This is a genomic window from Thalassospira xiamenensis M-5 = DSM 17429, assembly GCF_000300235.2.
GTDB classification, from domain to species: Bacteria; Pseudomonadota; Alphaproteobacteria; order Rhodospirillales; family Thalassospiraceae; genus Thalassospira; species Thalassospira xiamenensis.
In genome coordinates, this window is record NZ_CP004388.1 from 111,447 (window position 1) to 131,359 (window position 19,913).

Annotated in this window: 19 protein-coding genes; 6 read left to right on the forward strand and 13 right to left on the reverse strand. The window is 54.0% G+C overall.

The features are described from left to right. Positions 1–117 precede the first annotated feature (117 nt). A complete protein-coding gene (locus tag TH3_RS00520) occupies positions 118–786 on the reverse strand; it encodes a glutathione S-transferase family protein (RefSeq protein ID WP_007091832.1) in 669 nt (222 codons plus the stop codon). 170 nt (positions 787–956) lie between these two features. Between TH3_RS00520 and TH3_RS00525 the strand changes: the two genes are divergently transcribed. Continuing rightward, a complete protein-coding gene (locus TH3_RS00525; RefSeq protein WP_007091833.1) occupies positions 957–1,637 on the forward strand; it encodes a TetR/AcrR family transcriptional regulator in 681 nt (226 codons plus the stop codon). Between the two features lie 28 nt (positions 1,638–1,665). Here the strand turns inward: TH3_RS00525 and TH3_RS00530 are convergent, their stop codons facing one another. The 4 genes from TH3_RS00530 to TH3_RS00545 all read right to left on the reverse strand — a co-directional run bounded on the left by TH3_RS00530 (position 1,666) and on the right by TH3_RS00545 (position 5,817). Further along, a complete protein-coding gene (locus tag TH3_RS00530) occupies positions 1,666–2,751 on the reverse strand; it encodes a 2OG-Fe(II) oxygenase (RefSeq protein ID WP_139328271.1) in 1,086 nt (361 codons plus the stop codon). Positions 2,752–2,792: 41 nt separating this feature from the next. Then, positions 2,793–3,938 (reverse strand): succinyl-diaminopimelate desuccinylase, encoded by a 1,146-nt coding sequence (gene dapE, locus TH3_RS00535; protein WP_007091835.1) that lies wholly within the window; start codon positions 3,936–3,938, stop codon positions 2,793–2,795. Positions 3,939–4,081: 143 nt separating this feature from the next. After that, entirely contained in the window at positions 4,082–4,927 is an 846-nt protein-coding gene (gene dapD, locus TH3_RS00540; RefSeq protein WP_007091836.1) for a 2,3,4,5-tetrahydropyridine-2,6-dicarboxylate N-succinyltransferase, read from the reverse strand. Positions 4,928–5,118: 191 nt separating this feature from the next. Beyond that, entirely contained in the window at positions 5,119–5,817 is a 699-nt protein-coding gene (locus TH3_RS00545; protein WP_007091837.1) for a pyrimidine 5'-nucleotidase, read from the reverse strand. Positions 5,818–6,243: 426 nt separating this feature from the next. Here TH3_RS00545 and TH3_RS00550 point away from each other — a divergent pair, with 426 nt between their 5' ends. Beyond that, positions 6,244–7,929, forward strand: a complete 1,686-nt coding sequence (locus TH3_RS00550; protein WP_007091838.1) for an EAL domain-containing protein — start codon at positions 6,244–6,246, stop codon at positions 7,927–7,929. A 50-nt stretch (positions 7,930–7,979) separates the two neighbouring features. Here TH3_RS00550 and TH3_RS00555 read toward each other — a convergent pair whose 3' ends face one another. From TH3_RS00555 to TH3_RS00575, 5 genes are all read right to left on the reverse strand, one after another. Further along, complete coding sequence (locus tag TH3_RS00555; RefSeq protein WP_076519636.1) at positions 7,980–8,360, reverse strand: hypothetical protein; 381 nt, start codon at positions 8,358–8,360, stop codon at positions 7,980–7,982. Between the two features lie 121 nt (positions 8,361–8,481). Further along, complete coding sequence (locus TH3_RS00560; protein WP_007091840.1) at positions 8,482–10,107, reverse strand: phosphoenolpyruvate carboxykinase; 1,626 nt, start codon at positions 10,105–10,107, stop codon at positions 8,482–8,484. 210 nt (positions 10,108–10,317) lie between these two features. Next, the gene (locus TH3_RS00565; RefSeq protein ID WP_007091841.1) at positions 10,318–11,091 is read right to left on the reverse strand and encodes a HugZ family pyridoxamine 5'-phosphate oxidase; all 774 of its coding nucleotides are present in this window, start codon (positions 11,089–11,091) and stop codon (positions 10,318–10,320) included. Between the two features lie 75 nt (positions 11,092–11,166). Continuing rightward, the gene (locus tag TH3_RS00570; RefSeq protein ID WP_007091842.1) at positions 11,167–11,373 is read right to left on the reverse strand and encodes a DUF1289 domain-containing protein; all 207 of its coding nucleotides are present in this window, start codon (positions 11,371–11,373) and stop codon (positions 11,167–11,169) included. A 122-nt stretch (positions 11,374–11,495) separates the two neighbouring features. Then, a complete protein-coding gene (locus TH3_RS00575) occupies positions 11,496–11,693 on the reverse strand; it encodes a CsbD family protein (protein WP_007091843.1) in 198 nt (65 codons plus the stop codon). Positions 11,694–11,961: 268 nt separating this feature from the next. On the opposite strand from TH3_RS00575, the gene TH3_RS00580 reads away from it, so the two are divergent. Then, complete coding sequence (locus TH3_RS00580; protein ID WP_007091844.1) at positions 11,962–12,579, forward strand: RNA methyltransferase; 618 nt, start codon at positions 11,962–11,964, stop codon at positions 12,577–12,579. 127 nt (positions 12,580–12,706) lie between these two features. Here the strand turns inward: TH3_RS00580 and TH3_RS00585 are convergent, their stop codons facing one another. The 3 genes from TH3_RS00585 to TH3_RS00595 form a co-directional block, all read right to left on the reverse strand. Beyond that, the gene (locus TH3_RS00585) at positions 12,707–14,947 is read right to left on the reverse strand and encodes an anthranilate synthase component I (RefSeq protein WP_007091845.1); all 2,241 of its coding nucleotides are present in this window, start codon (positions 14,945–14,947) and stop codon (positions 12,707–12,709) included. Between the two features lie 251 nt (positions 14,948–15,198). Then, positions 15,199–16,170 (reverse strand): ion transporter, encoded by a 972-nt coding sequence (locus TH3_RS00590; protein WP_007091846.1) that lies wholly within the window; start codon positions 16,168–16,170, stop codon positions 15,199–15,201. A gap of 109 nt (positions 16,171–16,279) precedes the next feature. Further along, complete coding sequence (locus tag TH3_RS00595; RefSeq protein WP_306460233.1) at positions 16,280–16,948, reverse strand: phosphoribosylanthranilate isomerase; 669 nt, start codon at positions 16,946–16,948, stop codon at positions 16,280–16,282. 120 nt (positions 16,949–17,068) lie between these two features. On the opposite strand from TH3_RS00595, the gene ubiE reads away from it, so the two are divergent. Genes ubiE through TH3_RS00610 form a run of 3 tightly spaced genes read left to right on the forward strand, consistent with a single transcriptional unit; the run spans position 17,069 to position 19,851 of the window. Then, entirely contained in the window at positions 17,069–17,842 is a 774-nt protein-coding gene (ubiE, locus tag TH3_RS00600; RefSeq protein ID WP_007091848.1) for a bifunctional demethylmenaquinone methyltransferase/2-methoxy-6-polyprenyl-1,4-benzoquinol methylase UbiE, read from the forward strand. Positions 17,843–17,853: 11 nt separating this feature from the next. Next, on the forward strand, positions 17,854–19,413 hold the full coding sequence (gene ubiB, locus TH3_RS00605; protein ID WP_037989415.1) for a 2-polyprenylphenol 6-hydroxylase: 1,560 nt from the start codon (positions 17,854–17,856) through the stop codon (positions 19,411–19,413). Positions 19,414–19,422: 9 nt separating this feature from the next. Continuing rightward, on the forward strand, positions 19,423–19,851 hold the full coding sequence (locus TH3_RS00610) for a GNAT family N-acetyltransferase (protein ID WP_007091850.1): 429 nt from the start codon (positions 19,423–19,425) through the stop codon (positions 19,849–19,851). The last annotated feature ends 62 nt before the right edge of the window (positions 19,852–19,913 follow it).

Here is a 19,913-nt window from a genome sequence, read left to right on the forward strand (position 1 = left end):
GCAACCGCCCCGATGCCGGAAAATATATTGGGGGAATCCGGAACGGGGCGGCTGCAACATCCAATGCGCGAACCAGTTAGCGCAAAGGCGAAAGGAAAAGGAAGGTGCGTGGGGCCTCTATGCCGTCCGCAAAATCCTGTCCGGTAACAGCGGGTCGGTCATAGCCGCAGAATGGCGTGCCTGAAAATTTTTGAACGCCGTATCCAGATTTGGTACTTCTGCCAGAATTTCCGGTCCCCCGGGCATTGCTTTGAGATAGTGGATCATGGGCATGATCAGCATATCTGGAATGGTGAAACGCTGGCCGAATAACCAGCCATCATCATAATGCGGATCAAGAATTTTAAGGTCATGGGCAATAAGATCGCCCATGCGCTTCATGCGGGCCGCAAAACCCGGGTCATTGCGCTGTTTTGTATCGGCAAAAACCATCGGGATGACAAATTGCCGTACGATTTGTGTATTCAGCCGCGTCGTGGCGACACTGATCCATTGTTCCATGCGCGCCACTTTGTCCTTTCGCACCGGGCGCAATAGGGGCCCGTCAAACGCATCATCAATGTAACGGCAGATCGCACTGGTTTCGTACAGAACCAGATTGTCATGAACCAGAACCGGTACCTTGCCGAACGGATTGAATTGCAGCAATTCCGGTGTTGGCTCTGCACCTGGGGATGGAATGCCTTTGGTGTGGAACTCGAACGAAATCTGTTTCTCGATACAGGCAATCCGTACCGTGCGCGCGAGACTGCTGCGCGGCATGCCGTAGATGATCACCTTGGACATCGCAAAATCCTTTGCATCTGTAGTGGCGTGTCGTTGCGGTTGCGTGGCTCTGAATCAGCGCCCCGTTGCGCGAGAGTTGCCAACAGGATTACGCACGACATAATATGTTCAAGAACATATTATAAAAATGTGCGAGCCTTGTTTTCCGTCACCTCAATCGGAGCCAGATCATGCCTTACAGTCCGGATCACAAACCAAAGACGCGGCTGAAAATAATCCGATCGGCAGCCAAGCTTTTCAAAACGGTCGGCTATGAAAATGTGACGATCGATCAGGTGATGGCCAATGCGGGACTGACGCGCGGCGGGTTTTACGCGCATTTCAAAAACAAGGAAGACCTGTTTGTCGCCACCGTAGACAGCGGTATTAACCTTTTGTCAGAACCGATCCTGTCGCGTTTGCGCAGAGCAGAAAAATTCGGCCTTGATTGGACCACGGCCTTTGCTGATCTCTATCTGTCGAACCAGCACCTCAATCATCCCGGCAAGGGATGTGCGTTGCCGACGCTTTCAACCGAAGTTGCCCGGTCGGGCGAACGGGCGCAAAAAGCCTTTTCCAAGGTGATCCGCGGGGCGTGTGGCAGGCTTGCCGGAAAACTCGCACTCGAAGAACGCGGTATAGTCCCGATGACCCGCGAAGAAGCCGATGAATGGTTTGAAAACCCGCCACTTGATGAAATCAGCAAGGAATACCGCATCAATGCGACCGCGATGCTGTCGATGATGGTCGGTGCAATGGTTCTTGGACGTGCGGTTGATGAGGAAACTGCTGAACTGATCCTCAGTTCGGTGCGAAAAACGGTGCCGCGGCTTAAATCACCGCAGAAAAGCGGAACTGATGCGGCGCTTTGACCGGCCGAAAACACGATCTAGGCCTTGATCAGCGTTTCATCGCAAGTGGTGCAACCTGGCCTTTGCGTTGTGCAATCATTTTCTGTTCTGCAATCGCACCGGCTTCATCGGTTAGGAAGGTAAATATCCCGAACCGGCGTCCCTTGGTCACCGGCATTGCTTCATGCAACAGTGAACAGGAAAAGACGACGGCACCCCCGGCAGGCGGCGCGTAAAGGCCGCGACCATACTCGGGAAAACGAACCTGCCCGCCTTCGTAAGTTATCGGGTTCAGGTTCAGCGACACTGCAAATCGACGATGTGCGGTAAATGCGGTGCGATTGTCCCGGTGGCGACCGAAATGTCCCTTGTCGGCGGCGTCATAACACCCGATCCTTAGGGCTTCCATGCTTGCCGTTCTGAACTGGAATGCCTTGAACAGTTCCGGGATAACCCGCCCCACAAGTCGGCTTTTGACTTTCTCAAACAGCACTTCATCCAGAAGGACAACGTCATTGCGCTTTTTGATGTCGGATTTCGCCGTGCTGCTGTTTTCCGTCCCCTTGGATACACCATCCGCACGCTTTTCACCGGCTTCCCAATAGGAAATCAGCTCCTGACACAATTCCGGTTCCAGAATGTCATGCAGCAACATGACCGGTGCCTGGCGATTGATCACGTCTGATTTGCTTCCGGCGTGGATTGCCTTGCAGACGTCAATGCCGTTATCAACATCCGCAAACGATGCGTTGAACACCAGCCGATGATTTGGATCGATCAGAAGCATTGAGGGGCCAGTAACGCCAAACAGCTTTTTGACCGCGTTTTCCGCGTCATAAAGCTCGGTTGCCTTGGCGTTTGACTTTGCTGCCTTCCTGGGGCTTTTAGTGCCGCCGATGATCAGAAAAGTCAGGGTCTCGCAACCCGCGACCTGATCGAGAAACCGATCAATTTCCTGCCATGTTTCCTTGGTCGGTTTTTCATCCAGCAACCAAAGCGCAAGTGTGTTTCCCGCGATCAGTTGATCTGTCAGGTCGACCGTTTGTCCGGCGGTATCGGGCAGGACGATTTTCGGGACAATGTCACCTTTGGCAATCCGAATTGAACTGGTTGCGGCCTTCGGTGTCTCTGCCATTTCCCTGATCCCCCGATCCATTTAAATCTATCCGGCCTTTCTCAGACTTTCGCAAAGTACCCCGAAAGAATATCGGCGTAAATCACGACCAGTTTTTCGATATCATCAATCATCGCATGCTCATCGACCTTGTGCATGCTTTGCCCGACAAGGCCAAATTCCGCAACTTCGCAATATTTGTGGATGAAGCGCGCATCCGAAGTGCCACCCGTTGTGCTCATATCCGGTCGGTGGCCAGTGACTTTTTCCGAGGCATCGGAAATAAGGGCTGCCAGTCTGCCCGGCTCGGATACAAAGGCTTCGCCGGAAATCTTGACTTTAAGGTCATGGGGACCGGCATGTGCGGCACAGGTTTCACGGATCCATTTTTCCAGATCGACACCCTGATGCAGGTCATTGAAACGGATATTAAATGCAGCACTGACCCTTGACGGAACCACGTTGGTCGCCGGATTCCCGGCATCGATGGTGGTGACTTCCAGATTGCTTGGCTGGAAATGCGGGGTGCCCTGATCGAGTTCATGCGTGGTCAGTGCATTGAGGACCTTTAACATGCGCGGTACCGGGTTATCTGCCAGATGTGGATAGGCAACATGACCCTGCGCGCCATAGATCGTCAGCCAGCCGGTGATAGAACCGCGGCGACCGACTTTCATCATCTCGCCGAGATATGTCGGATTGGTCGGCTCGCCAAGAAGGCAGACATCAAGTTTCTCGCCATGCTTGTCACACCAGTCCAGCAGCTTGATCGTGCCGTTCACCGCATCGGCTTCTTCATCACCGGTAATCAGGAAGCTGATGCTTTCGTCAAAATCGGGATGGGTCGCCAGAAAGGCGTCAACGGATTCAACGAAACAGGCAATGTTGGTTTTCATATCAACCGCGCCGCGCCCGAACAGACGGCCATCCTTGATTTCGCCACCAAATGGATCAACAGTCCAAGCCGCGACATCGCCCGCCGGAACCACATCAGTATGCCCGGCAAAACAAAAATTGCGCCCTTTGGTTCCCAGCCGCGCATAAAGGTTGTCTATGCTGTCCCAGCCGTCTTCGTGAAACACTTTTCGTTTGCAGTCAAAACCACGTGCTTCAAGGGCTGTCTGCAAGACATCAAGCGCACCGGCATCCGCAGGGGTGACGGACGGGCAGCGGATCAGGGATTGGGCAAGATCAAGGGCGGCGGACATTTGATATTCTCTTGGCTTCTTGATGAACGAGTAGGATTAAAAATCCATCATGGATGTTTCAAGTGAAACATTTGATGTGCAAAGGGGCGAAACGGCATTCCGCTTCGCCCCTTATAGATCATTAGAAAATCCGGTGACAGAAATCAGTCACGCAGCAATTCGTTGATCGAGGTTTTCGAACGGGTTTTTTCATCCACACGTTTGATGATGACCGCGCAATACAGGCTCGGCCCCGGTTTGCCATCGGGCAATGGCTTGCCCGGAATGCTGCCAGGAACCACAACCGAGTATGCCGGAACGCGGCCGACAAAGGTCTCGCCAGTGGTGCGGTCGATGATCTTGGTTGATGCGCCGATAAACACACCCATCGAAATCACGGCACCTTCTTCGACGATAACACCTTCGACGATTTCCGAACGCGCCCCGATAAAGGCGTTGTCTTCGATGATGACCGGACCGGCCTGCAGGGGTTCAAGCACGCCACCGATACCGGCACCACCGGAAAGATGAACGTTTTTGCCGATCTGTGCGCAGGAACCGACCGTTGCCCAGGTATCGACCATCACGCCGGTATCGACATAGGCACCAAGATTCACAAAGCTCGGCATCAGAACGGTGCCCGGTGCGACATAGGCCGAACGGCGCACGATGCTGCCCGGTACGGCCCGGAAGCCGGCATTTTTGAATTCAGCTTCACCCCAACCTTCAAATTTCGACGGGACCTTGTCCCACCAGTTGGTGTTTTCGCCGGGGCCGCCGGAAATGGTGGTCATGTCATTGAGACGGAAGGACAGAAGAACCGCCTTCTTGGCCCACTGATTGACAATCCACTTGCCGTCTGTCTTTTCGGCAACACGCAGTTTGCCGCTATCAAGTGCGGCAAGCGTCTGGTCGACGGCCTTGCGGATTTCACCCTGGGTGGCGGAGCCGATTTCGTCGCGGTTTTCCCATGCGACGTTGATCACGCCTTCAAGTTCTGTTCTGTCCATTTTCAGAAGTCCTTGCGGTCAGCCTTAATTTCATGTCGGGCGGAGAATGGTCAAAGCCTGCTGTGAAGTCAACTCCGCCAGTTTACGTAGTTCCGGCTTTTGGGTGCCCTGATTCTGACCCGCGCAAGAATTACCCGATCACGGCGCCAAGCTCAATCTTGGAACCATGACAAATTTACCTGAAACCGGTTTTAGGCCGGACCGTTGCCCAGTTCGCGTAAGAAATGCACCAGATTGTTGGTTTCGTGGTCGATCCTGGGATCGTCGCGGCCAACCTGCGCCCATTCCTCATCAGTATGGACCCATACGGTCGTCATGCCCATGTCCTTTGCCGGAAGCAGATTTTTGGCCATGTCTTCGAAATAGATCGCGCGCGTTGGATCAATTGCATCGCGTGCAAGCAATCGGTCATAGGGCTGGCGTTCGGGCTTGGGGATATAGTCGGCGTCGACGATGTCAAAGATGGTTTCGAAATGGCTGGCAATGCCAAGGCGATCCATCACCCGTTCGGCATGCCCGCGCGATGCGTTGGTGAAGATTACCTTGCGGCATGGCAGCGCATCCAAAGCAGCCGCCAGTTCCGGCGCAGGATCCATCACGGACAGATCAATATTGTGAACCTTGTTAAGGTAATCCGCCGGATCAATGTCATGTTCGGTCATCAGACCGCGCAGCGTCGTGCCATAGCGGTGAAAATAGCTTTTCTGGATCACATAGGCCTCGTCCGCCGGAAGCCGTAATGTATCACGCACATATTGTCCGATTAGATTCGAGACCTGCGAAAACAGGTCGCATGCCGAGGGATAGAGCGTGTTGTCGAGATCAAAGATCAGGACATTGTCCGGCGCAATACGCGGAATGACAGCAGTGGCAGAAACGATCGAGGGCATGTTGAAGCATTCCGGTTATGGGCGATGGCGGCACAAAGCTACGCGGCGTTCACGACATTCTTTATTATGGGATTACATCCGGTTTGCAAAGGTGCCGACGGTGATTTCGCAATGCAGCATTGTAGGCATGCGGTTTTTGCAACAATTTCAGGATCGAATAATTCGGGGTAGGGGTTTAAAAGCGCAGCCTGAACAAAGATATAGTCAATCTGTGTTTGGAGCCGGGCGGTGCCAGGGGAATGTTCCGAATTTCGGCGCGTTACGCACCCGGAAATGTATTCGCGAAGTTCGAAATCTGTCGGTGCTGTAAAGGCGTTATTAAGGGTGCCATGCAGATGATAGGCGAATTCGTCTTTGCGGATGATGTGACTTCCTGAATTGGGGGCAGGAAGTCGCAAGGATTTCGAGGCAGCGCAAGAGGACCCTTTGGAAAAGCTTCTCAAAAGTCGAACGACGGCACTTCGGAACGAACGGAATCGTTTCGCTGCACTTGCGTTTGTGTGGGGGGATCTTCTGCTTGAACTGGATGACGATCTGAGGATCGTGTTCGCATCCGGGGCGGCAGATGGCATGATGGGCCGGTCCGCAGCCGACCTTGAAGGACATAGTCTGCAATCGGTTCTGGCCCTGCAATTCCGGCCGCTGGTTCAGGAAATGCTGTATGTGGCGCGCCGTCGCGGCCGTATGGACAATATCCAGGTGCGGTTTATTCGCCCGGATGAGCAGTTAAGCGCCCCGGTTTCCATGAGTGGTTATTTCCTGCCCGATCTTGGCGATCATTTCTTTGTTGCCCTGCGCGTTGCGATCAATACGCTACCCCATGATGTGGCGCGATCAATCAGGCGCGATGAGGCAACCGGACTGATGGACGAGGAAAGTCTGTCCCGGGTGGTGACCGAACGCCTGATGGCGCAACGCGAAACCGGTGCAGAACACAAATTTACCTTGATGACATTGAATGCCTTTGATCCGCTTTGCAAACGCATGGAGCAGATCGAACGGGATGAAATGCTGTCCAGTATCGGTGCATTTCTAAGGGCGCATTCCGTTGCCGGGGATACTGCGGGCCGCCTGAATGGCAATCAGTTCGGTATGTTGCACCGGCCCGATGTGCCAGTTGGCGAACTTGAAGATCGGATTGCCGATTGTGCGCGGGACGCCGATCCGGAAGGCAAGGGGGTGGAGATTTCCACGTCTGTTACCGACTTTACGGCCGAAATGATCCCGCCTGGCGATCTTGCTCGCGGGGTGCTTTATTCTATCCGCCGGTTCTGTGACCGGCAGGAGCACGGATTTACATTTTCGCGCCTGATAGGGCAGACCCCCAATCTGGTGAATGATACCTTTTCGGCAATGCGCGATTTCGGCATGCGGGTTGACCGTCTGAAATTCGATGCGGTTTATCAGCCGATCGTGCGGTTGCCATCTGCGGAAATCCATCATTTCGAGGTCTTGGCGCGCTTTTATGATGACGATGGTAATCTTATTCCGACGGAACGACTGATCAGCTTTGCCGAACAGGTCAATATGATCCACAGGCTGGATCTGGCGATGATGCGCCGGACCCTCAAATGGATCCGTAACCAGCTGGACGAGGGCATCGATGCCCGTGTGGCGGTCAACGTTTCGGGTCATAGCATCGAAAACCCGGATTTCTGCCGGTCTGTGATTGCACTGTTTGAACGCAATCGCGACACGATGGGGCAGTTGATGATCGAGATTACCGAAACGGCCGAGATTACGGATATCGATACCGCATCAACCTGGATTTCACGGTTCCGCGATTTTGGTGTTGAAATCTGTCTGGATGATTTCGGTACAGGAGCATCGAATTTCCGATATCTCAGTGCGCTGGATGTTGATTATGTCAAAATAGACGGGGAATCGATCCGGCAGTCATTGAAGGCAACCAAAGGCCGTGCATTCCTTAAATCGCTGGTCGATCTTTGTCATGAACTGAAGGTCGAGGTCGTGGCCGAAATGATCGAAACCGAAACCATGCGCGAAATGGTCACCAAGGTCGGTTTTGACTATGCCCAAGGATATCTTTTCGGTAAGCCCGAAAAGGACATTACGCTTTACTGGCGCAATATTAATGATCCCAAACGGTAGTAAGTTCAGTATCCGTTAGTCACCGTAAAGGTCGCCATTCTGAGCCTGTGTCAAAACCCCGTTAGATTGTTAGCGGGGTTTTGCATAAGCGAGAGTGTTTTCATTTTGCCGGGAAGAGCGAGAGCCTTTCGATGATGTTTTTGACCCTCAGAATGTTGATTTAATTCGTTCTGGTACGATGTCGCCTGTGTCACCGCGTGATGGGCAATTAGTCCGTGGGGGTCATCTACCGCCGACTGAAAATTGTAGTCGACAACCACTTGCGTCTGCCCCATCTCTTCCATCAAAAGCACCGATTGGGTCAAATCGGCTTTCTGCGCACGCAGCTTTGCCAGTGTTGCACGCAGATCGCTCTGGCAATGCAAACAACAGAAAGCGTGCATCAAAAAGCCAGCGGATGATCGACCGCTGGCTTCAGGAAAAAACGTCAACGTATTTTAGGACGGCACAGCTCGGGCAGTTCCGTCGGTTGAAACGAGAATCAATTTTCTGTTTTCAGCAAAAAGGCCGATGCATGCACCGGCCTTTCTTAAATAACGGGTGTCAGTCGCCTTACTCGGCGGCTTTGACTTCGGCGTTGCTGCGGATTGCAGCATCGCGAACGTCGGCAGCGACATGTTCTTCGAACTTCGCGAAGTTCTTTTCGAACAGGCTGGTCAGGTTCGCGGCGGCTTTGTCATAGGCAGCCTTGTCTGACCAGCTTTCACGCGGGTTAAGGACTTCGGCGGGGATGTCACCACACGCGGTCGGGTATGCCAGACCGAAATACGGGTCGGTCGCGAAGTCGGCATTTTCGAGTTCGCCATTGAGCGCCGCGTTCAGAAGGCCGCGGGTATAGGCGATTTTCATGCGCGAACCGACACCATACGCACCACCGGACCAGCCGGTATTGACCAGCCAGCAATTTGCCTGATGTTTTTCCATCAGTTCGCCAAGCAGCTTGGCATAAACCGACGGATGACGCGGCATGAACGGTGCGCCAAAGCAGGCGGAAAACGCCGCGGTCGGTTCCTTGACGCCTTTTTCGGTGCCAGCAACTTTTGCGGTGTAACCCGACAGGAAGTGGTACATCGCCTGTGCCGAGGTCAGCTTGGCGATCGGCGGCAGAACGCCAAACGCATCGCAGGTGAGCATGATGATGTTTTTCGGGTGACCACCACGACCGTTTTCCGATGCATTCGGGATGAATTCGATCGGATAGCTTGAGCGGGTATTTTCGGTGTGACGGGCATCGTCGAGGTCAAGCTCGCGCGATTGCTTATTCATCACAACGTTTTCCAGAACCGTCCCGAAGGTTTGGGTTGTGGCATAGATTTCCGGTTCTACCTCTTTGGAAAGCTTGATCACCTTGGCGTAGCAGCCGCCTTCGAAGTTGAAGACGCCATCTTCGCCCCAGCCATGTTCATCGTCACCGATAAGCGTGCGTGATGCGTCGGCCGACAGGGTGGTTTTGCCGGTACCCGACAGACCAAAGAAGATCGCGGTGTCGCCGTCCTTGCCCATATTGGCCGAGCAATGCATCGGCATGACGCCTTTGGCCGGAAGAATATGGTTAAGAACAGAGAAGATCGATTTCTTCATTTCGCCGGCATACCAGGTGCCGCCGATGATCACCATTTTGCGTTCGAACGAAACGACGACGAATACTTCGGAACGGGTGCCGTCGACTTCCGGATCAGCCTGCAGGCCAGGAGCGTGCAGAACGGTGAATTCCGGTGCGAAGTCGCGAAGTTCTTCTTTCTGCGGCTGAATGAACATGTTGCGCGCAAAAAGATTGTGCCATGCATTTTCGTTGATCACGCGAACCGGCAGGCGGAAACGCGGATCCGAACCGGCATAGCAGTCCTGAACGAACAGTTCGGTGCCCTGGAAGTAAGCGCGCACTTTTTGATACAGGCGCTCGAACACTTCCGGGCTGACCGGGCGGTTAACGTCGCCCCAGTCGATGTCATTCTTGGTGCCTGCCTCTTCGACGATAAAGCGATCCAGAGGGGAACGTCCGGTATGCTCGCCTGTCAGCGCAACAAATGCGCCACCCTTGGCAATTTTACCTTCCTGACGACGGATTGCATGTTCGTAGAGGCCGGCAGCGTCCAAATTCCAGTGAACGGCGCCAAGATTCTTGAGGCCATGGGTTTCAAGGCCTACACGGCTGACAACGGGTCCTGATTGCAGCACGGATCTCTCCTGGTGGGAATTGAGTCTGGGGGTTAATAGTCAATTCTACACAATCGGTATGTGGGTTAACCGTTTGCGTCGCGACATATTGTTACAAAGGTGTCTCAAAAGCAACCTGTCCTTTGGCTCAATACCAAGGAAAACGTAGACGTTTTTGCGTTTGCGAAAAGTCACCTTTCGAAAGTGATAATTAAATCTTCGTTGCCAAATTCAGGACACCTGACCGCGCGATTTTTTACACATTTCGACCAGAATATCGCGCGCTTCGCCGGGGCTGCGGATTGTTTCGGTGAAGTTGACCCGCAAAGGTCGGGAATCGGCAGAATTGCATTCCAAATCCATTCCATCGCAATCAATGGCGACCATTTTCCAACCGTCATTCTTATCCTGATCGGTGAAATATCCGACAATGTCGGCTATCGCATCGGCATGATCGGAATTCATTTGGAAAATGACTTCATCATGGCCATCAATCAGTGGTTGGCAGCCATCAATCACAAACTGGTTCCCCGTTAGTCGGCGCTGTTTGCCAAACCCGCCAACCCAGTAAACCGCCTCTACCGCAACGTGGTAAAAGTCAAAATCGGCGAAATCGGCATATTGGGCGGCATCGGGATGGGTTTGAAGGTAGCGTTGGCGTGTTTCCGGTGCGTGATCGGCAACGGCCCGGCCAAAGATCGTCAGTCTGGCATTATCCGTATCGATCCGCTCGCTTTGTCCGGCATCGATATTGCCGTCGGTGAAAAGAAGCGACAGACGCGGATCACGTCGTAAATGACGGGTATGATCCGCCAGATCGGAAATCAGCAGAATGGGGCTGCCATCAATATGCGCAGCAGGGACAACGATTGACGTCACCGGCCAGCCATCGCCGACCTGTTTGTGATCACAGGCGGTTGTAGCCATCACGGCATGTAAGGCACGTCTCGTCATGCGCCGGAGTTCTGCCGCTGCATTTCCGTTTTGCTGTGCAAGGCTCGACATGCATACGCCCCTTTGATGATCAGGGTTTTTATTTAGGATTGGTTGTTGCCGTCCGCAATGTCTGGTCTGGCTGGGTTACAGGCCTTTGTCCCCGGTCGTGATCAGCGGTTCGGAAATGGTCGAAAGACGCCGTTTGCGGATGGTTTCCAGCAACCGTTTCTTGCTGCCGTCACTCATGCCCATCCATGCACCAATTTCGTCGCCCGTACGAAAGCATCCGGTGCAGTAGCCAGCGGCCGGGTCAAGAACGCAAACGCCAATGCAGGGGGATTTGACAGGCATGATTTTCCAAAGCTGGTAACAGGATTGATTGCCTGCATAGAAAACACAAAGCCCGCCAGGATCAAGAGGGTAATAATCCGGCGGGCTTAGTTATGTGTGGTAATCTGGTGGGGGTGAAAGCCCTAGAGGCGGTCAAACCAGTTGCGGACCTGGCGGTCGGCCTCTTCGCGCTCAACGCCATAGGCTTCCTGAACCAAGCCAACCAGTTTTTCCTGCTGGCCTTCGATCTCATCAAGATCATCGTCGGTGAGGCGGCCCCATTCGCGCTTGACGTGACCACGCATCTGTTTCCAACGGCCTTCAATCTGGTCCCAATTCATCAGGTGTTCTCCTGTTTCTTTCGGGTTGTTTGCTCGTTCGGTCCGGAAATTTTATCTGCATGCCAATGGCATGCTGCTTTTCCGGTTGCCTGATCATAAAACGGCTCGGAGTGTTTTTTGTTCCACGATGCCCGGATTGCTTCCTCTGCCGGGGCAGGGGGGGGCGGCCCGCTGACTTGCCATATTCGCCTTTGAGGGGTATAGCCGAGCCAGTTTTTTCATTGGAGTGTGTGTGAGCGCACCATCGGCGTGCAGCACGGAGGACAATATGCGCGGATATTTCGGGATCGGGATCGAAGGGGCCAGCAAGCCTTTTAACGTGGGCACGCTGTTTCGTTCCGCTCATGCGTTTGGTGCCAGCTTTGCCTTTACGGTGGATGCGGATTTTCGTGATGAACGGGCCAATGTGGCCGACACATCACGTGCGTCCGAGCAGATGCCCTACTATCACTTCCCGGATCACGATCATCTGTTTCTGCCCGATGGATGCCGGATGGTTGGTGTCGAACTGACACCTGATGCGATTGAACTGCCAAGTTTCAAACATCCGTCGCGCGCGGCCTATATTCTTGGGCCGGAACGTGGAAATCTGTCGCAGGAAATGCAGGATCAGTGCGATTTCATCATCAAAATCCCGATGAGCTTCTGCGTGAATGTCGCGATTGCTGCCAATATCGTGATGTATGACCGCCTGATCAGTCTGGGCCGGTTCGCCCCGCGCCCGGTACGTGCTGGTGCCCCGACCGAGCCAAAGCCAGAAGCCTTTTATGGCGGCTGGATTTCGCGCACGCGTGACAAACGCAAAGCAGATCCGGAAAAGTTTCGTCAGGCTCCGCCACCCGATTACAGTGTGATCGACGGGACGCTGGATGACGACGACGATTAAGGCATAAAATGAAGCAACGGCCGCGAGGGAGGGGCGCGGCCGTCGCATTTTCCTGACCCGGTTTCATCGACAGGGGGAGGTCGATGGCAGGTGGCATGGGTCAGGCAATCGGGTTCATCATTTGGTTTCAGGCGGCTTTTGCCGCTGTTTCATCATCTTTGTCACCTTCATCCGCATCGGGAATTTCCGCCTTTTCAGGCAGAATGCCGTGCGGATTGCGCAGCAGGTTGGCAATCATCCGCATCCCGACATCTCCTTGCAGGGTCAGCAGGCTTTCGGGATGGAACTGGACCGCGCTGATCGGCAGGCTTTGATGACGTATCCCCATAACCACACCGTCATTGCTGCGCGCGGTGACTTTAAGGTCAGCTGGCAGGCTTGCCAGGTCGGCAAATAGCGAGTGATAGCGCCCAACAACGATTTCATCGGGAAGGCCTTCAAACAACGGATCAGACGGGTCCAGTTTCACCTTAGACGGTTTGCCATGCATTGGTGTGTCGAGTTGACCAAGTGATCCACCAAAAAATTCGACAATCCCCTGTAAACCAAGACAAACACCAAATACCGGAAGCCCCGCGGCAAGGGCACGTTCAATGCTTTGGCGCAGACCATAATCATCGGGGCGCCCCGGACCCGGGGACAGGAACACCAGATCCGGTTTGAAATCATCAAACGCCTCATCCGGGAAACCGGGGCGGAGCGTTAATGTTTCGGCACCAGTTGCACGGATATAGCTGGCAAGGTTTTGAACAAAGCTGTCTTCGTGATCGATCAGAAGCACGCGTTTGCCAACGCCCGAAATGGTCGGATCAATGGTGGCTTCGTCCTTGGCATCGCGGGTTACGGCATCAATCATGGCCGATGCCTTCAACACGGTTTCGGCTTCTTCGGCGGCAGATTCACTATCAAACAGTAATGTCGCACCCGCGCGAACTTCGGCGACACCCTGTTTGAGGCGCACGGTGCGCAATGTCAGGCCGGTATTCAAGTCGCCATTGCACAGAACCGCGCCGATGGCCCCGCCATACCATGCCCGCGGGCTGCGCTCGACTGTTTCGATATGTTTCATGGCTGCCCGTTTGGGGGCACCGGTTACGGTGACCGCCCAGCAATGCGTCAGGAAAGCATCAAGTGCATCAAAGCCTTCGCGCAGGCGGCCTTCGACGTGATCGACCGTGTGGATCAGGCGGGAATACATTTCGATCTGGCGACGGCCAAGAATACGGATGCTGCCGGGTTTGCAGACGCGTGCCTTGTCGTTGCGATCAACATCGGTGCACATTGTCAGTTCGGATTCTTCCTTGGCCGAATTCAGAAGTGTTCGGATATTTTCCGCATCCTCGATCGCGTCGCGGCCGCGCGCGATGGTGCCCGAAATCGGGCAGGTTTCAATACGTTGGCCGGTGACGCGGACATACATTTCCGGCGATGCCCCGATCAGATGTTCACCGTCCCCAAGATTGATCAGGAAACCATAAGGTGCCGGGTTGCGGCGTTTAAGGCGGCGGAAGATTTCCGACGGTGCCGTTTTGCATTCGGTTCGAAAGACGCGGCTTGGCACGACTTCAAACAGTTCTCCGCGCGCAAATCGTGGCTTGGTATCATCTACGACGGCGGCGTATTCGCCTTTCTTCATATCGTTTTCGACGATTCCGTTTGCACCGTGTGACGGTGGGTGATCCTGTGCGATGCGGTCAAGCCCTGCAGTGCTATGCCCGTCTGGTGCAATGAAGTCATATTCAAAAAGGGTCGCGACCTTGGATGCGTGGTCGACTGTAATCATCTGATCGGGCAGGTAAAGATGGACATCCTTATGATCACTGCTGCGGTCCTGGGTCAGTGCAATTTGTTCGAAATGAAGGGCGATGTCGTAGCCAAAGGCACCGTATAGACCCAAACGTTCCTCGCCCTTGTGGGCAAACAGATCGCGAATGGCCCGGACAACGGAAAACAGGCTGGGTTGTTGACTGCGTTCTTCTTCCGGGAACCAAGCCGCCGCTTTGCCGACATAGCCGTAAAGCCCGTCATCGCCTTTGGTCAGGCCTTCGATATGGGCATGATCGGCAAGGGCGTTTTCAATCACCGGCAAAAGCACCTGGCCGCGATCATTAAGCGCACGGATTGCAAAGCCGCGTTCCCGTCCGGTGATTTCCAGCGGTGGTTTGGCAAATCCCATGTCCCAGCGCGAATAGCGACCCGGAAACTCGTAGCTTGAAGACAGCAAAACACCCTTGGTCCGATCAAGCGCGTCGATCAGGCTTTCGGTGGCATTTTCATAGGTGATTTCTGTCTGGCGGCGAATAACGGCGATGCCGCCATCGGTGGTATATCGATATTCGCTACTGGTTTCAGAAGTCGGGTTGGTCACGTCAAATACTCCGTTTGCGGGGCGCTGCCGCAGGAGCAATGTGACTTTTCAGCAGATAGGAACAAGGTCTGAAAACACAAAGCCGCCTGCGAAGATCAGGCGGCCGGTTGTTTCAGGGCATGATAATTGGCCGCCCGCTTATGCGGACCACCACCAACGATTGGAAATAAGGATTGTGTTCATGCCGTGTGTTTTCATGTTTCAAACTATGATCAGCGATCAGGCGGGCGTCAAGCATTTTGATCAGACGATTATTCGCCCGGTTCGGAAACTTCGAAACGAAGCGGTTTATGGCAATGTGGACAGGACAAAAGATCGTCTTCGTGATTATGATGAATGTCGCGGATGTCGGATATGATGGACTGGGCCTGTTCATCGCTGATGCCAAGTTCGTCCTGATGTGATCGCAGCCTTTTTCGCACGGCCTCGGTCAGGCGTTTTCCCGAAAGCTGATGGGCGGCTTGTTGGCGATAGGCCTCCTCGCGGCGGCGCAGTTCACTGGAAAAGGCGGATGCCAGAATACCGGCAGGCACCGCGACGATGCCGATACCCGTTAGTGAAATCAGACTTGCGATGATTTTACCGAGGGCTGTGATTGGTACGACATCCCCGTAACCGACGGTGGCAAGGGTGATAACGCTCCAGTAAAGGGCACTGGGCAGGTTGCCAAATGCGTCAGGTTGGGCTTCGTGTTCAGCAAGATAAATGGCGCCGGCGCTGAAAACCAGCATGCAGGCCAGCGCCGCGCTTGCGGCACCAAAGATGCCCATCTGCTGACGAAACACCATCAGCATCAGTTCAAGGCCGGTAGAATAGCGGGTGAATTTCAAAAGCCGAAGCAGACGGACAATGCGGATGAACCGCAGATCAATCGACGTGAAAAACAGCAAGAAGACCGGAAGGATCGCAATCAGATCAACCATTGCCATTGGTCGCAGCATATAACGCAAACGCCCCCATTTTCCGGAAAATTCCGGGTTATCGGGGGCCGACCATACGCGCAAGACATATTCAACTGTGAAAATCGCCGTGCAGATCAGCTCAATGACCAGAAACAGTATAAAAAACTGTTCGGCCAATTCATGAACGGTGTCGAGAATGACGCAGATAACATTGATCACGATCAGCGAAGCAAGGATCAGATGTACCGTCAATGACACCCGTGATTGACGGTCGACCCCATGCAGCAAATTCTGAACTTTTGATCGAAGCGTTCTTTCCATTTGACCCCATACGCTAACGGGGCACCAAACACCGCCCGCGATCGTCCGATAATTGCGGGGATCGCTTCAGAAATGGTTAAAGAGGATGCTGATACAGCGCGGTCGGGTACTAGTAACCCTTTGCCGCGCGAATGAAATCGGCAATCTTGCGCGCGTCTTTCACGCCTTTGGTCTTTTCAACGCCAGACGATACATCAACCCATGGTGCACCGGAAATGCGTACCGCATCGGTGACATTATCAGGGTCAAGTCCACCGGCGAGCATCCAGCTGCTTTTGAAACTGCGCCCGGTCAGAAGTGTCCAGTCAAAGCTGACGGCGTTGCCGCCGGGTAGAATGCTTTCTTTGGGCGGTTTAGCATCAAAAAGCAGAAAATCGGCGACGCCATCGAAGTTTGCCGCAGCGGCATCAATGTCATCGGATGTACTGACCGAAACGGCCTTCATGACGCGCAGGCCGAATTTTTCTTTTACTTCTGCGACCCGTTCCGGGCTTTCCTTGCCATGCATCTGGATCACGTCAAGGCGACCGGCCTTGATCGCATTTTCAAGGGCTTCGTCACCAGCTTCAACGAACAGGCCAACCTTAAGGATGCTGTCCGGTACGCGCTCGGTCAAAGTAGTGGCGCCGTTAAGCGATATGTGACGCGGGCTTGGTGGAAAAAAGACATAGCCCAAGGCATCAGCACCGGCACTCATCGCGGCCATTGCGGCGTCTTCGCTATTGATTCCACAGATTTTGACCATGCAGCTCATCGGGGTGTCCTGTCTTGTAGCCAATTCAAACTTCCGTCCAAGTCATTTGGTCCTAGCAGAAAGTGATCCCGACCAACAGGATATTTGCGAATTTAGGTGGCTTTCCACTGGCGAGATGGCGGTTGCTGCGCTATTTTCCCGGCCATGAGCAAGCACAAAGGCCCAGCCGGGGGCGAAAACGGCGAAAAGACAACCCATTTCGGTTTTCGGGATGTTCCGGAAAGCCAGAAGGCATCCATGGTGCGCGAGGTTTTCGATACTGTCGCGTCCAAATATGACTTGATGAACGATCTGATGAGCGGCGGTGTACACCGTTTGTGGAAAGATACGTTTATCAACGAGCTGAAGCCGCGTCCGGGCATGAAGCTGCTGGACGTTGCCGGTGGCACCGGGGACATTGCATTCCGGTTCCTGAAGAATGGTGGCGGCTCTGTCACGGTGTGCGACATTAACTATGAAATGCTGCATGTCGGTCGTGATCGCGCGGTGGATCACGGGTTGCTGAAAAACATCAACTGGACTGTTGGCGATGCGCAGAAACTGCCACTGCCCGATCATTCGGTTGATGCCTATACGATTGCCTTTGGCATTCGGAACGTGACGCGGATTACCGAAGCCCTTTCCGAAGCCTATCGTGTGCTCCGACCGGGTGGAAAATTCCAGTGTCTAGAGTTTTCCAAGGTGGTGGTGCCGGGGTTTGATAAACTTTACGACACATACTCCTTCAAGCTTTTGCCTGAAATCGGTCGCTTCATTGCCGGGAATCGCGAAGCATATCAGTATCTGGCCGAAAGCATCCGTCAGTTCCCCGATCAGGAAACTTTTGCATCCATGATCCGCGATGCCGGGTTCGAACGGGTGAAATATCGCAATCTTTCCGGTGGTATTGCCGCCATTCATTCCGGCTGGCGAGTATAGGTGGCGACTGAATGATACGGTTCGTTCGCAACAGCTTTCGACTGCTTGGAATGGCTAGGACTTTGGCGCGTCATGATGCGCTGTTTCCACTTGCCCTTGTGCCGGGTGGAAAGGTTCTGGCGTTTTTTGCCCGACTGACAGCACCATTTTCACGTCGATCCGATTTGCGGCCGGGGCGCCGGTTGGCCCGTGCGCTTGAAGAATTGGGCCCCGCATTCATCAAGCTTGGCCAGACACTGGCCACGCGTGCTGATCTGATCGGGGATGATGTTGCGGCTGATTTATCAAGCCTGCAGGATAGATTGCCGCCATTTTCGGCCAAGATTGCCAAGCGGATCATTACCGAACAGCTTGACGGGCCTTTTGAAACCCTTTTTTCCGAGTTTGATGATACGCCTGTTGCGGCGGCATCCATCGCACAGGTACATTTTGCCACCACGTCCGATGGGCGAGAAGTTGCCGTCAAGGTGCTGCGCCCTGATATCAAGACGCGCTTTGCCCGTGACCTTGATCTGTTTTACTGGGTGGCGGAGATTGCCGAACTGACGCAACCGCGCTTGCGTCGTCTCAAACCGGTTGAAACCATCAAGACGCTGGAAGACAGCGTGCATCTTGAAATGGATTTGCGGTTTGAAGCATCGGCAGCATCCGAGTTCCGCGATAATTTCGAGGCTGATCCGACTTATTATGTGCCGCAGATCGATTGGGAACGGACGGCGGAACATGTGATCACCATGGAACGGGTCAAAGGTGTTCGCATCGACAATGTCGAGGCCCTGGATCGCATGGGTGTTGATCGCTCTGCCCTTCTGGCGAAGGCGGCGGGGGCATTTTTCCAACAGGTTTTCCGTGACGGCTTCTTCCACGCCGATATGCATCCGGGCAACCTGTTTGTCGACGAAACCGGTAAGGTCAGCATCGTTGATTTCGGTATCATGGGGCGTGTTGACCGTCAGACGCGCCTGTACCTCGCAGAAATGCTTCTTGGCTTTCTGACGCGTGATTATCGCCGTGTCGCCGAGGTGCATTTCGAAGCGGGATATGTCCCACGTAACCAGTCGCTTGAAAATTTCCAGCAGGCGTGCCGTTCCATCGGCGAGCCGATTCTGGGCAAGGAACTGGCCGATATTTCGGTCGGGCGCCTGTTGGGGCAGCTTTTCCAGATTACCGAAACCTTCGGGATGGAAACCCAGCCGCAGCTTCTGATGTTGCAGAAAACCATGATTGTCGCCGAGGGGCTTTCCCGTATTTTAAGCCCGAACGAGAATATGTGGGAATTGTCGCGTCCGCTGATTGAGGAATGGATGCGTGAAAACCTTGGCCCGGAAGCAAAGATTGCCGAAGCCACCCGACAGGCAGGGACCATGTTACGCCGGTTGCCGCGCGTTCTTGAGGCTGCCGAACAGGCATCGGCTGTCTTTACCGATCAGGGGTTGCGCCTGCATCCTGATACGGTTGCAGCGATGCGTGGCCGGTCAAACGGGCAGCGCAGTTCCGGTGGAGTTTCCAAGCAATCCATCCTGCTTTGGGTCGCGATTGCAGCACTTGCAGTCGCCCTGTTCGTCAAATAGAGGACGGCAATGAGCGAAATTGAGATCAGTTGTGATCGCGGTCGGCTGGACCTTGGATATTGCTATGATTTCATTGCCAATTCTTATTGGTCGCGGGGCAGGTCGCGCGGCGAGTTTGACCGTTCGGTTGAAATGTCGGTACCGGTTGGTGCCTATTGTGACGGGCGGCAGGTTGGTTTTGCCCGCGTCGTGACCGACTTCATCGCCATTGCCTATATCGCCGATGTGTTTGTTGACCCCGATTACCGTCGTCGGGGCATTGCATCCATGATGCTTGATGCCCTGCATGCTCATCCCGATATTGCGCGGGTCAAACGATGGATGCTGGCGACACATGATATGCAACCGGTTTATCGCCTTCATGGATATGAAGACCTTAATGAAACGATCATGATGCGGCTTGATGCAGAATCCGATGATCGGGAACCTTTGCTCTAGGTATGATTAAACCCGACATCTTTTAAAAGAAACGCCGCCACGGTCAGACCGGGCGGCGTTTT

What these genes read in the sequence shown, in the direction of transcription:
- TH3_RS00520 (WP_007091832.1), bottom strand. Translation starts at nt 786, where the DNA reads ATGTCCAAGGTGATCATCTACGGCATGCCGCGCAGCAGTCTCGCGCGC.
- TH3_RS00525 (WP_007091833.1), top strand. Translation starts at nt 957, where the DNA reads ATGCCTTACAGTCCGGATCACAAACCAAAGACGCGGCTGAAAATAATC.
- TH3_RS00530 (WP_139328271.1), bottom strand. Translation starts at nt 2,751, where the DNA reads ATGGCAGAGACACCGAAGGCCGCAACCAGTTCAATTCGGATTGCCAAA.
- dapE (WP_007091835.1), bottom strand. Translation starts at nt 3,938, where the DNA reads ATGTCCGCCGCCCTTGATCTTGCCCAATCCCTGATCCGCTGCCCGTCC.
- dapD (WP_007091836.1), bottom strand. Translation starts at nt 4,927, where the DNA reads ATGGACAGAACAGAACTTGAAGGCGTGATCAACGTCGCATGGGAAAAC.
- TH3_RS00545 (WP_007091837.1), bottom strand. Translation starts at nt 5,817, where the DNA reads ATGCCCTCGATCGTTTCTGCCACTGCTGTCATTCCGCGTATTGCGCCG.
- TH3_RS00565 (WP_007091841.1), bottom strand. Translation starts at nt 11,091, where the DNA reads ATGTCGAGCCTTGCACAGCAAAACGGAAATGCAGCGGCAGAACTCCGG.
- TH3_RS00570 (WP_007091842.1), bottom strand. Translation starts at nt 11,373, where the DNA reads ATGCCTGTCAAATCCCCCTGCATTGGCGTTTGCGTTCTTGACCCGGCC.
- TH3_RS00575 (WP_007091843.1), bottom strand. Translation starts at nt 11,693, where the DNA reads ATGAATTGGGACCAGATTGAAGGCCGTTGGAAACAGATGCGTGGTCAC.
- TH3_RS00580 (WP_007091844.1), top strand. Translation starts at nt 11,962, where the DNA reads ATGCGCGGATATTTCGGGATCGGGATCGAAGGGGCCAGCAAGCCTTTT.
- TH3_RS00590 (WP_007091846.1), bottom strand. Translation starts at nt 16,170, where the DNA reads ATGGAAAGAACGCTTCGATCAAAAGTTCAGAATTTGCTGCATGGGGTC.
- ubiE (WP_007091848.1), top strand. Translation starts at nt 17,069, where the DNA reads ATGAGCAAGCACAAAGGCCCAGCCGGGGGCGAAAACGGCGAAAAGACA.
- ubiB (WP_037989415.1), top strand. Translation starts at nt 17,854, where the DNA reads ATGATACGGTTCGTTCGCAACAGCTTTCGACTGCTTGGAATGGCTAGG.
- TH3_RS00610 (WP_007091850.1), top strand. Translation starts at nt 19,423, where the DNA reads ATGAGCGAAATTGAGATCAGTTGTGATCGCGGTCGGCTGGACCTTGGA.